The sequence below is a fragment of the Serratia sp. MF1(2023) genome, assembly GCF_030954545.1.
In the GTDB taxonomy this organism is placed as follows: Bacteria; Pseudomonadota; Gammaproteobacteria; order Enterobacterales; family Enterobacteriaceae; genus Serratia; species Serratia sarumanii.
The window spans coordinates 1-14,405 of the sequence record NZ_JAVHUX010000004.1 but is presented as its reverse complement, the minus strand read 5'-3'; the positions used below and the strand labels follow the sequence as shown (position 1 = coordinate 14,405).

The following is a 14,405-nucleotide window of genomic DNA, read 5'->3' as shown; positions in this document are numbered from 1 at the left end:
TACGTATTATACTGATAGGGGTTCTACGCCGGAACCCTCGAAAATTTTGTCACGTACGTCACTTTTAAAATAAAATCTGTGGCGGCGCTTTTTACTTAATCATCAGCCTCATATCGTAATACCCAGGTGCTACCACCGAACCGCGTGTTTCCCACCACTTGCTCCCAGGCTTCTGTCTCGACCAGTTTCGTTTTGACTGACAAGAAATCGGCGTGGCCCAGAATGATTTCTCCACGTTCACCGGGCAAATCCAGCACATAGCCGTCAGCGAGCTGGTTTTTTGCCGATTGAGGCTCCTGTACCGCGCGCCGGTAAAAGCTTTTGATACACCCACCGTTATCCAGCGCCGATAAAATGGTGTTTTCTGGTATACGCATCACTCATCCTGTTTATGGCGAGAAAGGGTTCGGTAAACAGTTGGTCTAGATACCGCGAATAACTCCGCCAGATCGCTGATCGAGTACTGGCCGGTTACTCGCATGCGGCACAGCTCTTTTTGTTGTTTTTCAGACAGCTTAGGCTGTTTTCCCCGCAATTTTCCTTTCGCCCGCGCAAGGGCCATCCCTTCGCGGGTGCGCAGGCGTATCAGGTCTCCTTCAAACTCAGCAAAGGTCGCCAGCACGTTGAAAAACATTTTCCCCATCGGGTCTGCCGGATCATAGAGGCTGGTGCCCAGTGCCAATTTCACTGGCACTGTTGCAAAAATCTGCAGGTGATAAACTCATCGTCACCTTTTGCTGACGGAGCAGCACATGAACCCATTCAAAGGCCGGCATTTTCAGCGTGACATTATCCTGTGGGCGGTACGCTGGTACTGTAAATACGGCATCAGCTATCGTGAACTGCAGGAGATGCTGGCCGAACGCGGCGTGAATGTTGATCACACCACCATTTATCGCTGGGTCCAGCGCTACGCACCTGAAATGGAAAAACGGCTGCGCTGGTACTGGCGTAATCCTTCCGATCTGAACCCATGGCACATTGACGAAACGTACGTGAAGGTGAATGGCCGGTGGGCTTATCTGTATCGTGCCGTCGACAACAGGGGGCGCACCGTCGATTTTTATCTCTCGCCACGTCGTAACAGCAAAGCGGCATATCGTTTCCTGGGGAAAATCCTCAACAACGTGAAGATGTGGCAGATCCCTCGGTTTATCAACACGGATAAAGCGCCCACCTATGGCCGTGCGCTTGCACTGCTCAAACGCGAAGGTCGATGCCCGCCTGACGTTGAACACCGACAGATTAAGTATTTGAATAACGTCATTGAATGTGATCACGGCAAGCTGAAAAGGATAATCAGCGCCACGCTGGGATTTAAATCCATGAAGACGGCTTACGCCACAATCAAAGGGATTGAAGTGATGCGTGCGCTACGGAAAGGTCAGGCCAAATCATTTTATTTTGGGCATCCTCTGGGCGAAATGCGTCTTGTGAGCAGAGTCTTTGAAATGTAAGGCCTTTGAATAAGACAAAAGGCTATCTCACCGCGAACTTTGCAACAGTGCCATATTTTCCCCCCTTAGCGCCAACGAAGTCATTTGCCTTGAAGACTATACAGCGCATGAATTATCAGTTAGAACCAGCGAGAAAATTACTGTTATTAAGTCTCTTAATGGCTGGTACTGGGCGCTCAGACACTCAGGAGAATCTGGCTGGGTGCCAGAAGAATGTGTAAGTATTCTGGATGTTTAATTTTTAATCCGGTGTGCTCTTATGGACGAAAAATCGCTCTATGCCCACATTCTGAATCTATCCGGACCGTGGCAGGTTGAATCCCTTTCCCTTGATGAAAATGCGGGTTCCGTTACTGTCACCGTCGGAATCGCTGAAAACACTCAGCTGACCTGTCCTGCCTGCGGCCAATCCTGTCCCGTTCACGATCACCGACATCGCAAATGGCGCCATCTTGATACCTGCCAGTTCATGACATTAGTCGAAGCCGATGTTCCCCGCGTTATGTGCCTGGAGCATGGCTGCCAGACTCTGCCTGTACCGTGGGCAGGCCCCGGCAGTCGGTACACGCTACTGTTCGAATCGTTCGTGCTCTCATGGCTAAAAATCAGCACCGTTGATGCGGTCAGGAAACAACTTAAGCTCAGCTGGAATGCTGTTGACGGCATTATGACCCGGGCGGTTAAGCGCGGCCTGTCCCGGATAAAAAAGCCTTTATCAGCGCGTCATATGAATGTAGACGAAGTCGCCTTTAAAAAAGGGCATCGGTATATAACCGTGGTATCTGATCGCGACGGACGGGCACTGGCATTAACCGATGATCGCGGAACAGAGAGTCTTGCCAGTTATCTGCGCACGCTCACTGACAGTCAGTTGCTGGCCGTCAAAACACTTTCGATGGACATGAATGCAGGCTATATAAGAGCAGCGCGCATCCACTTACCCAATGCAGTTGAGAAAATCTCCTTCGATCGCTTCCATGTGGCGAAGCAACTGGGCGAAGTTGTGGATAAAACCCGCCAGAATGAACATCCCCGACTTCCTGTTGAAAGCCGCCGTCAGGCAAAAGGTACCCGCTTCCTGTGGCATTACAGCAAAAAATGGATGACAGAATCCCGGCAGGAAAAACTGACGTGGCTGCGGGAACAGATGCAACAGACAAGCCAGTGCTGGACGCTGAAGGAACTGGCAAAAGATATCTGGGATCGCCCCTGGAGCGAAGAACGCAGAACTGACTGGCTGCAATGGATATCACTGGCGACAAACTGTGATGTCCCGATGATGAAGAATGCGGCCAGAACTATTAAAAAACGGCTGTATGGAATACTGAATGCGATGCGTCATCGGGTCTCTAATGGTAATGCAGAGGCGCTGAACAGCAAGATCAGACTGCTGAGGATAAAGGCCAGGGGATATCGAAATCGGGAGCGCTTCAAACTGGGAGTGATGTTTCACTACGGAAAACTGAATATGGCGTTCTGAGTCTTCCCACCATTATCGGGGAAGACCCATATATATACAGATAAATTATGACTATTATGAATGCCAGAGAATTGTACTTTTTTTCACCAGGTCAACCGGTCAAACTCCCGCTCTACGGGACACCATGTCCTGCAGGTTTTCCCAGCCCTGCCGATGACTATATAGAACAATCCATTGATCTGAATGATTTTATTCGACATCCGGCCGCCACGTATTTCATCCGGGCAACGGGCGAGTCAATGAGCGATGGCGGCATACTGTCAGGGGATTTGCTGATCGTCGATCGGGCTGAAAAACCCGTACATGGCAGCATCGTGATCGCCGCGGTCGACGGCGAGTTTACCGTCAAGCGACTGCTGCTGACGCCCAGGGTTTGTCTGGCGCCGATGAATCCCGCCTACAGCCCTATTTGGGGTCAAATCCATCCTGTACGTGAACAAGCTTGATGACGGAAGTGCCCTGTCACTACCATATCGCCTCGCGAACTTTAATCGCACGGGGTAACAACCCCATAGCATAAAAACGGTCGGCTATCGCCTGCTGCTGTCGAATGATGTTTAAATCCATTCTGCGTGTCTCATGGTTGCGACGAGCCAAAGCGTGGGTGAGCGAAGGGATGCCTTGCCCCTGTTCGGCCGATAACAGCGTTGCCGCTTCGTCTCGATGGGCGTCAATATAGCGCCCGGTTTGTTCCAACTCCGCTATCAGGCCGTGCAGTAAATCGCAAGAGTGGCCGGCGAAATCACGATGAGCAAGGTAGAACTGATGGTTGTTGACCCTCCCTACGCCGTTGGCGATGACTCTGAACTGCCCGCTTTGTTCGGCATCGCTCAGCAAGGGATCCCACATCATCCAGGCATCCACCGCATGATGATCGCTGGGAGTCAGCGGGTATTTGGGCGGCGCATAAACCACCCGTACGTCTTCCAGCGTCAATCCGGCTTCATCAAGGATCTGCAACAACAGATAATGCACATTGGAACCTTTATTTACCGCAATCCGCTTTCCGCGCAGGTCGGCAAGAGTGCGGATCGGGCTGTCGTCGGTGACCAGCAGCGCCACGCTTTGCGGTGCTGCCGGTTCCCAGGCAACGTACAGCAATGGGCTGTTGCCGGCCTGAGCAAATAAAGGAGGCACCTCGCCGGTAGTGCCAAAATCGATCTCTCGGTTAGTCAAGGCATGCAGCAACTGCGGACCGGCAGGGAACTCGCTCCACAACACGCTCACCCCACTGTCGGCCAGGCGCGCCTCAAGCAACTGACGGGCCTTGAGTATTCCCAAGTTGCCAAACTTCTGGTAACCAATACGCAGTTCGCGTTCGCGGTTGCCGGTCTCCCGCTCAGATTTTAACGCCGGGCCGCCGGCGCTTCTCCTGGCCTTGATTAAGCCAATATGCCCCAGATGGGTACGCAGCGTATTGCGGCTGATCCCCAACAGCGCCGCGGCCTGCAACTGGTTACCCTGGCTCAGTTCAAAAGCATTGCGCACCAGCGAATCGATCACCCGCTGGTAGAGGGGACCATCGTTACCCGCCAACTGCTGGCGAAGGAAACTGTCCAGTGAATCATCCCCCTGAGGCGGCAAGCTGGCCATTCCAGCGCTTAGCCTAAACTGCTGCGGCGTAATCAGCGGCGCTTTGCTGAGCAGCACTGCATTATGCAGGGTGTTTTCCAGCTCGCGGATATTCCCCGGCCACGGGTGATCCATCAGCGTGACCAGCGCCTCTGCACTGAGACGCATCTGAGGGCGCCCCAACCGCCGCGTGTACAACGTTAGGAAATGTTCAGCCAACAGTGGAATATCCTGCCGCCGCTGGCGCAAGGGAGGCAGGGCCACGGCGGCCACGTTAAGCCGGTAGTAAAGATCTTCACGAAAGCGACGTTCGCGGATGGCATTGGCCAGATCAACATGGGTGGCGGCCACGACGCGGACGTTCACTTTTATCGGCCGGTGGGAACCCACCCGGGTCACTTCCCGTTCTTGCAATACGCGCAGTAGTTTTACCTGTAGCGGCAGGCTTAACTCACCGATTTCATCTAGCAGCAAGGTGCCCCCTTCTGCCGCCTCGAACCACCCCTGGTGGTGCTCCTCAGCCCCGGTGAAGGCACCTTTCTCGTGTCCAAACAGTTCCGACTCGGCAAGGCTCTCCGTCAGCGCCCCACAGTTCACCGCCAGAAAGGGGAGATCGCGCCTTAGGCTGTGATGGTGCAGATAGCGAGCCACCACCTCCTTACCAGTGCCGGTTTCGCCCACGATAAGCACGGTGGCATCCGTCGGTGCCAGCCGATCCAGAACGTTCTGGAAGGCAAGAGAAGCGGGATCAATTAACCGGGGGCCGAAGCTTTGCATCGTCGATACCTTTAAAGGAACAGTACAGAAACAATACCGACGGGAGGCGGACAAGACGAGAGGCTCAACCGCCGCCTTGCTGCAAATGCAACAGCCCGCCATCAGTCACTGCTGCATTTGCAGCAAAACCGCCCACGGAAAAAATCACTAACTCATTAATTAATAAAAATAAAAATTACCCCATCATTTTGGCATGCTTTCTGCTTGGCTGTTTATAACCAAGCATGGAAATTCTATTGAATAAATTGAGATATCGTTATATAGGAAATGGATAATGAGCGAACAACAGGCGCACAACATCAACGTATTCTGGTTCTTACCGACCCACGGCGACGGCCGTTATCTGGGCACGACCGAGGGCGGGAGAGCGGTAGATCTGCCTTATTTGCAACAGGTTGCGCTGGCGGCAGACAACCTTGGCTATTACGGCGTGCTGATCCCAACCGGCAAAAGCTGCGAGGACTCCTGGCTGGTTGCTGCCGCACTCGCCCCTCTCACCAAGCGTCTTCGCTATCTGGTCGCCTTGCGCCCTGGGTTGCAGCCCCCGAGCCTTGCCGCGCGGATGGCCGCCACGCTGGATCGCCTTTCGGAGGGCCGCCTTTTAATCAACGTGGTTACCGGTGGCGATCCCGTCGAGAACAAAGGCGATGGGATCTTCCTCAGTCACGCCGAGCGCTATCGGGTCACGCGCGAATTTCTGGAGGTCTATTCCCGCCTGCTGAAAGGCGAAAAGGTCGATTTTCAGGGCGAATACTTGCGGGTGGAAGGCGCTGAAGTGCTGTTTCCGCCGGTGCAGGAAAACGGGCCGCCGCTATTTTTTGGCGGCTCATCAGAGGAAGCGCTGGAGGTGGCGGCGAGCCAGATCGACACCTATCTCACGTGGGGCGAACCGGTTGAGCAGGTGGCGGAGAAAATTGCCGTGGTGCGTCAGCGCGCACAGGAGCGCGGACGCACGCTGGACTACGGCATTCGCCTGCACGTCATTGTTCGGGAAACGGAAGAGGAAGCCTGGGCTGCCGCCGACAAACTGATTGCCCATTTGGATGATGCCACCATCGCCGCCGCACAGAAAATTTTCTCGCGTATGGACTCGACCGGACAGGCCCGCATGAGCGCACTACACGGCGGCTCGAAGGACAGCTTGCGCATCGCCCCCAACTTATGGGCAGGCGTGGGGCTGGTGCGCGGCGGCGCAGGTACCGCGCTGGTCGGCAATCCACAACAGGTTGCCGACCGCATCCGTGAATATCAGGCATTGGGGATCACTAATTTTATTTTCTCGGGTTATCCGCATCTGGAAGAGGCTCACCGGTTTGCCGAACTGGTGATGCCGCTGTTGCCGCTGGCGGGCAACGTCGAAAAACGTCAGCGCACGGTCAACACCGGGCCATTTGGAGAAACCATCGGTGGCGATCGTCGTCCGGTGAAAAAGTGAAACTGAGGAGAAAACCATGAGCAATGAACCGATCAAGTTCGCCTACTGGGTCCCTAACGTATCGGGTGGTCTGGTGATCAGCCAAATCCCTCAGCGTACCAGCTGGGATGCAAACTATAACCGCAAGCTGGCGCAAATTGCCGAGCGCGCCGGGTTTGACTACGCTCTGACGCAGATCCGCTTTACCGCCGGCTATGGCGCGGATAATCAACATGAGTCGGTGACATTTTCACAGGACCTACTGGGAGCGACGGATAAGCTCAAGGTCATCGCCGCCTTGTTGCCGGGCCCATGGAATCCAACGCTCGCCGCCAAACAGATTGCCACCATCAGCCATCTGTCCAACGCGCGTATTGCGGTCAATATCGTCAGCGGCTGGTTCCGGGGCGAATTTAAGGCCATCGGCGAGCCCTGGCTGGATCACGAGGAGCGCTACCTGCGTTCGGAAGAGTTCATTCGCTGCCTGCAGGGCATCTGGCAGCAGGACCGCTTCACTTTTGCCGGTGATTTTTATCGCTTCCGCGACTATTCATTGAAACCGAAACCGCTGGATCCGCAACCGGAGATTTTCCAGGGCGGCAGTTCAAGAGCCGCGCGGGATATGGCCGCGCGCGTGTCCGACTGGTACTTCACCAACGGCAATACCCCGGAAGGCATCCGTCAGCAGGTTGAAGATATCCTGCTAAAAGCAGCCGAAAACCGGCACAGGGTCAAGATCGGCGTCAATGGCTTCGTCATTGCCCGCCAAACGGAGCAGGAAGCGCAAAGCGTACTGCGTGATATTCTGGAGCATGCGAATCCGGATGCGGTGAAAGGGTTCCAGTCTGAGGTGAAAAATGCCGGTAGCGCCTCACCTGAAGGGGAAGGTAACTGGGCGAAATCGACGCTGGAGGATTTGGTGCAATATAACGATGGCTTCAAAACAAACCTAATTGGCACCCCGCAGCAGATAGCGGAGCGGATTATCGAACTCAAACAAGCCGGCGTGGACCTGATGCTGCTGGGCTTCCTGCATTTTCAGGAAGAGGTGGAGTTCTTTGGCCGCGAAGTGATCCCGCGGGTTCGTGAGCTGGAACGCCAACAGCAATCGGTGTTAAGTCATGGCTGATCGGCAGATTGTCATCATTGGCGGCGGCTTTAGCGGTACCGCGCTGGCTATTCATCTGGCGCGGTTGGGCAGCGCCGGCCTGAAGGTGATCGTTATCGAGCCTCGCGCCCAGTTGGCTCAGGGCGTGGCTTACGGCACGGTCGACCCGGCGCATCGCATTAACGTCCCTGCCGCCCGTATGCAGCTTTCCGTCGCAGAAGAAGGCGATTTCGACCGCTGGCTGAGGGCGGAGGGAGGCCTCAAACAGGATGACAAAGCGCTCTGGACGGATGGCAGCCTTTATCCGCAACGGGGGCGGTTCGCCGCCTATATCCTCGACAAGCTGGCCGCAGCGCTGGAAACATCGCCGGTACAGGTCACCCATGTTCAGGATTATGCCGTGGCGCTGCAAAATGCAGAGGTGCTGACGGCCTCCGGGGATAAATATCACGCGGATGAAGTGGTGCTGGCCATCAGCCACCCTCCCCCTGCCGTACCGAGACAACTACAGCAGGTGCTGCAAGACCATCCTGGCCTGATCGCCAACCCGTGGCGGACAGAGGCGTTAATCGGGGTGGAGAAGAGTGCGCGGGTGGCTATCATCGGTTCCGGGTTAACCATGTCCGACGTGGTGGCCTCGCTTTACCGTCAGGGGCATCATGGGCCGATCCTGGCGTTCTCGCGCCGCGGCCAGCTTCCCCGGCCAAATCTGACCGGTGAGTCTCAGCCCCGCCCGCTTGACTATCGACGTCCACAGGCGGACAGCGCCCGTGCTTGGCTGCGGCGAGTTCGACAGGAGGTGGCGCAGGCTGCCCTGGAAGGCCAGCCCTGGCAAGGGGTGCTGGATGATATCCGGCTGAACGGACAGCAGATTTGGCAACGGCTTTCGCTGAAAGAACAGCGGCGCTTTCTGCGTCATCTACGCCCATGGTGGGACGTGCACCGTTACCGCATCGCACCGCAGGTCAGTGAAGTGTTGTCCCTATTACAGCAGAATGGGCGTCTTAAGGTCCTGGCCGCCAGCCTTAAGCAGGTTGCGACGGACAAAGAAACGATTATTCTGACGCTGAAAGCCCGCGGTAAAGCCGCCATGGAAACCTCGCGGGTGGATAAACTGATTGTCACTACCGGCCCGGCGCATGGTGAGTTACTCAAGAGCAATGCGTTGTTGAAGCAGCTTGCAACGGCAGGTGCTATCCAGCCCGACCCACTGGCGCTGGGAATATTGGTCGATGCTCACTCACGAACTATTAATCGCCACGGGAAAAGTAACGAGCATATGTACGTAGTAGGGCCAGCCGCCCGCGGCCGCTTTGGTGAACTCATGGGTTTACCACAGGTGGCGCAACACGCAGAATCGCTGGCGCAACAATTACTCTGCGGGTCGCCAATAGACCCCACAGGCCGTGAATAGTCCTGCTATAAAATGTCCGAGCCTTTTCTTTATATCCAAAGGAAGGCGATTGAGTCCTGTTTTAGTTTGGCTACACCGCCATTAAAATAGGAATATAATTAATAATCATTATAAAAACAAATCATTTACATTACAATTAATTCTGGCTCTGTTGCAAATAGTAGGTGATGATAAACTCATTGCCCCTTTTGCTGACGGAGCAGCACATGAACCCTTTCCGTGGTCGTCATTTTCAGCGCGACATTATCCTGTGGGCCGAATGTTGGTACTGCAAATACGGCATCCGCTACCGCGAACGGCAGGAGATGCTGGCCGAACTTTGCCAGGCATCGTCATCCGAGGGGGTGTCTGCGTCGGCTGCCGCCGCGGCCGGCAGCGCCACCTGCAGGTAGTACGTGCGCAGCTGCAGGTAGTACGTGCGCAGCTGCGCGATCAATGTGGTCACCACGTCGGGACGGTCGCGCGAGCCTGTACAGGGTCTTTGAGGCGCTTACCCTAAAGCCTCCGGCTCTGCCGGAGGATACTTACCTTGTTTCGTCCTTTTGCTTTTGATTTGTAAAGCGCTTTGTCCGCCATTTCCTTTATTTTAATTTGCATCTCACCTTCATTTTTATCTATTTGGGTACTGGAATAAACGCCACCGCTTATGGTGACCCTTTTGAAGGGCGAGTTTTTATTTAAAATGTTAGATGAAAATACTGCCTGCCTTATTTTTTCAGCTAACAATCCAGCATCATTTAAACTGCTAATAAGGATTATTGCAAACTCTTCCCCACCAACTCTAAATGCCATTCCTTTTAGGGTTGAAGCATGGTATTTCAGCGTGAGTGCAATATTAATAATGCACTCATCTCCAGCCACATGACCATATGTGTCATTATATGATTTAAAATTATCTATATCAATGAATATTAATGAGAAATCTATTATACCATCGTAACTTAAAAGTGTGTGCTTTTCTAACATATCATCGAAATAACGCCTGTTATTCAATTGTGTAAGATGATCTCTATTATTTAACTCTTTCAATTTTATGTTCTTTGATTTTATTTCCCTCTCCAGATTCTTTTGCTCAGTTATATCTATGTGCGCAATTAAAACACATATTAACACTCCTCTTTTATTTTTAACGCCATTAACGTGTACTAAATATGTTTTTCCATTAAAAATAAATTCATGAGGATCTATTTTCCTTCCACCGCCAATGGATTCAAAATCCATTTTGATATAAACCCATGATTTATCATCAATACTTGACACATGGATTTGTTTTTTATTGCTTTTGTAAACACTCAGGTTGCACATTCTCTCATACAGTGAGTTGAAGGATGTCAAATAACCGTTTTTATCTATTATAACCACTGGAATAGGCAGTTCTTTAAGGATGTCCACTTTATTCATCTCACATTTGTTTTTACTATAAAAAATAGAGTGCTTTATATTTTTTATTGAAAATTTATCAAGGATATTTCGGCTGTTATTTGTAAAGACGTTTTTTATTCTGTCAAAAATGTTAATCATAGCAATGTGATACCTAATTGAGTCCGGTAAACCCCCGGCTTTGCCGGGGGACTCCGAAAGGTTTGACCTTTAAGTCAGTCGCGCGAATCTGAAATCTCCGCCAAGAGATTAGGATTCGTGATGAGAGACTATCAGAGCTTAAGCCATACGAAATGGGACTGTAAATATCACGTGGTGTATAGCAGGCGCTTCAGGCGGAAAGACCAGGGAAAATCGCCAAATTCATGGTAACCGTAATATTCCTTAATCAGCGCAGTATGCTCTCTGAGGGTGGTTGATCTCTTCCCTTTGTTCAGTACCGGCGTAAAGTAGAGTTTTCGGCCTTTCTTCTCCTGAAAAAAGAGGTCATCTGATATGAAAAAGACCCGTTATACCGAAGAACAGATCGCGTTTGCCCTGAAACAGGCTGAAACCGGCACCCGCGTGGAGGAAGTGTGCAGAAAGATGGGGATTTCCGAAGCCACTTTTTACAATTGGAAGAAGAAATTCGGTGGCATGGGCGTAACGGAACTTCGTCGCCTGAGGCAGTTGGAGGAAGAAAATCAGCGCCTTAAGCGTCTGGTGGCAGATCTGAGTCTGGACAAAGAGATGCTGCAGGAGGTCATCAAAAAAAAGTTCTGAGGCCGGCCCAGAAACGGGAAGCGGTATCCTGGTTGCTGGAGGCCTACCGCATCGGGCTGCGGCGTGGCTGTCGTCTGATGATGCAGAGCCGCACGGTCTATCACTATCAAAGCCGGCGCGACGACCGCGCCATCACGCAGCGGATAAGGGAGATAGCCGAAACCCGCATTCGCTACGGCATGCAGCGCATTCATATCCTGCTGCGCCGGGAAGGCTGGCTGATTAACCATAAGAAAACCCACCGTATTTATTGTCAGGAAGGGCTGAATCTACGGACAAAACGCCCCCGGCGACATGTCACAGCCAGGCACAGACGGGCGCGTCCGGCAGTGACGACGGCCGATCAGTGCTGGAGCATGGATTTCGTTGCTGATAATCTGTTCAACGGGCGTCGGATCCGTGCGCTGACTGTAGTCGATAATTTTAGTCGGGAATGCCTGGCGATAGAAGTGGGACAGGGCCTGCGGGGTGACGATGTCGTTGCGGTAATGGCGCGGCTGAAGCAATTACAGCAGCGAGTCCCCGAACGGCTTCAGACCGACAATGGCAGCGAATTTATCTCAAAGGCGTTGGATATAAATGGGCGTATGAAAATGGCATCACGATGGACTTCTCCCGGCCGGGAAAGCCGACGGACAATGCGTTAATCGAATCATTTAACGGTAGCTTCCGTGACGAGTGTCTGAACGTTCACTGGTTTCTGTCACTGGAAGATGCGCAGGAAAAGGTCGAGTGCTGGCGACAGGAATATAACCGGCAAAGACCCCATTCTTCGTTAAATAACCAGACTCCGGAGGAATTTGTCCGAAGTCTGCAAAAAAGCCCGGATCTCTGATTTAGTCTGGCGCTGATTTGGGGAAGAGACCAGGTTGATTTTCAGGCAACGCTGCCACTGGCACAGGTCTGGGGTGGTGGCGAAGTGGCCTCTGCAGACGGAATGCGCTTTGTTACGCCAGTCAGAACAATCAATGCCGGACCGAACCGCAAATACTTTGGTCATAACAGGGGGATCACCTGGTACAACTTTATGTCCGATCAGTATTCCGGCTTTCATGGCATTGTTATACCGGGGACGCTGAGGGACTCTATCTTTGTGCTGGAAGGCCTTCTGGAACAGGAAACCGGGCTGAATCCTACCGAAATTATGACCGATACAGCTGGGGCCAGCGATCTTGTCTTTGGTCTTTTCTGGCTGTTGGGATACCAGTTTTCTCCCCGGCTTGCCGATGCCGGTGCTTCGGTTTTCTGGCGCATGGATAATGACGCTGATTATGGGGTGCTGAATGATATTGCCAGAGGGCAGTCAGATCCCAAAAAAATAGTCCTTCAGTGGGACGAAATGATCCGGGCCGCAGGCTCCCTGAAGTTGGGAAAAGTACAGGCTTCGGTGCTGGTTCGCACGTTACTGAAGAGTGAACGCCCTTCCGGACTGACTCAGGCAATCATTGAAGTGGGACGCATCAACAAAACGCTGTATCTGCTTAATTATATTGATGATGAAGATTATCGTCGGCGCATTCTTACCCAACTAAACCGGGGAGAAAGCCGCCATGCTGTAGCCAGAGCGATTTGTCACGGTCAGAAAGGTGAGATAAGAAAGCGATATACCGACGGTCAGGAAGATCAACTTGGTGCACTGGGATTGGTCACTAACGCCGTCGTGTTATGGAACACTATTTATATGCAGGCAGCCCTGGATCATCTCCGGGCACAGGGGGAGGCCCTGAATGATGAAGATATTGCACGACTCTCACCGCTTTGCCACGGACATATCAATATGCTTGGCCATTATTCTTTCACGCTGGCAGAACTGGTGACCAAAGGACATCTGAGGCCATTAAAAGAGGCGTCAGAGGAAGAAAACATTGCTTAACGTGAGTTTTCGTTCCACTGAGCGTCAGCCCCCATGTACAGCAAGGATGAGCTGGAGGCCATGGGCCATCTTGAGCTAAAACGCCAGGTAGACCAGCGTTACCATGCCTTGCGTAAGCTGGCCTCGTCAGCCCCGCCAGACACACCAGACACACCATAACCCTTCTCTTTTGCCCGGCTTTCCGCCTTCCTTCCATTGATGCGCTTGATTGCGTAGGACTCGGCACGTCTGCTGTTCCTGAATGGCCCCTTCAGCCCCATTTTTCTGCGAGACAGCCCACCAATGCGGTGGCGTATAAAAGGATCTGGCCAGCCGCTGCGCGTTTTCCACATTTATGTGGAATACAAAATCAAGAAAAAACGGCTCCCACGATGGGAGCCTGTTTAGGATACAGCTTGCGCCTAAAATGGCAGGGGCCAAAATTTCCGAGGCTTCCTGCGTAAGACCCTAGTCTTACTCGAAAAATACGGCGGATCTGTCCTCTACTCTCTCCACCATGAGCTGCTTCAGAAACGCTGAAATTCCTTGGCGTCTAGTAAAAATCTTCTCTTTTAAAACGTTTACCGGTTGGCTCTAATTCTCCATCATCAAAACAAACTGAATATTCATAACCATCAACTCTTACAGAGTATCCGAAATGTACGTTTCCTGCTTCGTCGATATCTTCACTTATACCCATTACAATCGCCTTTCTCCCGATAAACTCAGGGCACTTAGCTGATTTAATGATTGTAACCTCATGATAGAAATCAATTTTCCCACTCATTTGTGTGTAATCTTCCCATCAAGTGACACATTCAGATGCTTTCCATCGCGGCTTGCCCATCCTAATTGAGCCTTTCCTTTATCGGATAGTTGAACGTCCCATTCAAATGGCTGCCCTTTTGTTCGCGACGGACCTTTGGTCCATTCATTATCAAAACGATCCATATAACCTTTGTTTGGCCCCCGCCTCAATGGGCTGCTAGGAGAGTAGTTTTCTGGTGGTACAAACCTAATTTTACCTTCGTTAGGGAGCTGAACATGTTTCATTCGGCCCTTAATCGACCAGACCTGTCCGGAACTCAATGTCCCATAAGGGTTGAAAAAAGGCTCATCTACATAAGCTAATGGGCCTTTTAACGCAGCTTTTTCCGATGCTTTAATGGCGTTGGTGGTGATCTTAACA

At 52.3% G+C, this 14,405-nt stretch carries 12 protein-coding genes and 4 pseudogenes; 10 read left to right on the top strand and 6 right to left on the bottom strand.

The window, feature by feature from the left end:
• Positions 1-95: 95 nt before the first annotated feature.
• On the bottom strand, positions 96-377 hold the full coding sequence (locus tag REA38_RS00865; RefSeq protein ID WP_308884587.1) for a cytoplasmic protein: 282 nt from the start codon (positions 375-377) through the stop codon (positions 96-98).
• Positions 377-688, bottom strand: a pseudogene (locus REA38_RS00860) (recombinase family protein); the annotation flags it as partial. The pseudogene REA38_RS00860 and the gene REA38_RS00865, both read right to left, overlap by 1 nt.
• A 64-nt stretch (positions 689-752) precedes the next feature.
• On the opposite strand from REA38_RS00860, the gene REA38_RS00855 reads away from it, so the two are divergent.
• From REA38_RS00855 to umuD, 4 genes are read left to right on the top strand one after another with little or no spacing between them, the layout of a single operon-like run.
• Complete coding sequence (locus REA38_RS00855) at positions 753-1,457, top strand: IS6 family transposase (protein ID WP_308884585.1); 705 nt, start codon at positions 753-755, stop codon at positions 1,455-1,457.
• 52 nt (positions 1,458-1,509) lie between these two features.
• A complete protein-coding gene (locus REA38_RS00850) occupies positions 1,510-1,695 on the top strand; it encodes an SH3 domain-containing protein (protein WP_308884700.1) in 186 nt (61 codons plus the stop codon).
• Positions 1,696-1,716: 21 nt separating this feature from the next.
• Positions 1,717-2,937: an ISL3 family transposase gene (locus REA38_RS00845; RefSeq protein WP_308884584.1), complete on the top strand. Its 1,221-nt coding sequence runs from the start codon at positions 1,717-1,719 to the stop codon at positions 2,935-2,937.
• Between the two features lie 56 nt (positions 2,938-2,993).
• Positions 2,994-3,383 (top strand): translesion error-prone DNA polymerase V autoproteolytic subunit, encoded by a 390-nt coding sequence (umuD, locus tag REA38_RS00840; RefSeq protein WP_308884697.1) that lies wholly within the window; start codon positions 2,994-2,996, stop codon positions 3,381-3,383.
• Positions 3,384-3,402: 19 nt separating this feature from the next.
• Here the strand turns inward: umuD and REA38_RS00835 are convergent, their stop codons facing one another.
• The gene (locus REA38_RS00835; RefSeq protein WP_308884582.1) at positions 3,403-5,286 is read right to left on the bottom strand and encodes a sigma-54-dependent Fis family transcriptional regulator; all 1,884 of its coding nucleotides are present in this window, start codon (positions 5,284-5,286) and stop codon (positions 3,403-3,405) included.
• A 274-nt stretch (positions 5,287-5,560) separates the two neighbouring features.
• Between REA38_RS00835 and ssuD the strand changes: the two genes are divergently transcribed.
• From ssuD to REA38_RS00815, 4 genes and pseudogenes are all read left to right on the top strand, one after another.
• Positions 5,561-6,721, top strand: coding sequence for an FMNH2-dependent alkanesulfonate monooxygenase (gene ssuD, locus REA38_RS00830; RefSeq protein ID WP_308884580.1), 1,161 nt, complete (start codon positions 5,561-5,563; stop codon positions 6,719-6,721).
• Between the two features lie 16 nt (positions 6,722-6,737).
• On the top strand, positions 6,738-7,829 hold the full coding sequence (gene sfnG / locus REA38_RS00825) for a dimethylsulfone monooxygenase SfnG (protein ID WP_308884579.1): 1,092 nt from the start codon (positions 6,738-6,740) through the stop codon (positions 7,827-7,829).
• Positions 7,822-9,222 (top strand): FAD/NAD(P)-binding protein, encoded by a 1,401-nt coding sequence (locus REA38_RS00820; protein WP_308884577.1) that lies wholly within the window; start codon positions 7,822-7,824, stop codon positions 9,220-9,222. The genes sfnG and REA38_RS00820 overlap by 8 nt, the downstream gene beginning before the upstream one ends.
• Positions 9,223-9,428: 206 nt before the next feature.
• A pseudogene (locus REA38_RS00815) lies at positions 9,429-9,539 on the top strand (IS6 family transposase); the annotation flags it as partial.
• 178 nt (positions 9,540-9,717) lie between these two features.
• Here the strand turns inward: REA38_RS00815 and REA38_RS00810 are convergent.
• Positions 9,718-10,743, bottom strand: a complete 1,026-nt coding sequence (locus REA38_RS00810) for a sensor domain-containing diguanylate cyclase (RefSeq protein WP_308884575.1) — start codon at positions 10,741-10,743, stop codon at positions 9,718-9,720.
• A gap of 354 nt (positions 10,744-11,097) precedes the next feature.
• Here REA38_RS00810 and REA38_RS00805 point away from each other — a divergent pair.
• Positions 11,098-12,199, top strand: a pseudogene (locus REA38_RS00805) (IS3 family transposase).
• Positions 12,200-12,232: 33 nt separating this feature from the next.
• Positions 12,233-13,237 (top strand): annotated as a pseudogene (locus REA38_RS00800) (Tn3 family transposase); the annotation flags it as partial.
• A gap of 532 nt (positions 13,238-13,769) precedes the next feature.
• Here the strand turns inward: REA38_RS00800 and REA38_RS00795 are convergent.
• Both REA38_RS00795 and REA38_RS00790 read right to left on the bottom strand, forming a co-directional pair.
• Positions 13,770-14,003, bottom strand: a complete 234-nt coding sequence (locus tag REA38_RS00795) for an Imm31 family immunity protein (protein WP_308884573.1) — start codon at positions 14,001-14,003, stop codon at positions 13,770-13,772.
• Positions 14,000-14,405, bottom strand: a 406-nt coding sequence (locus tag REA38_RS00790; protein ID WP_308884571.1) for a polymorphic toxin type 17 domain-containing protein, incomplete at its 5' end; no start/stop codon positions are given. The genes REA38_RS00790 and REA38_RS00795, both read right to left, overlap by 4 nt.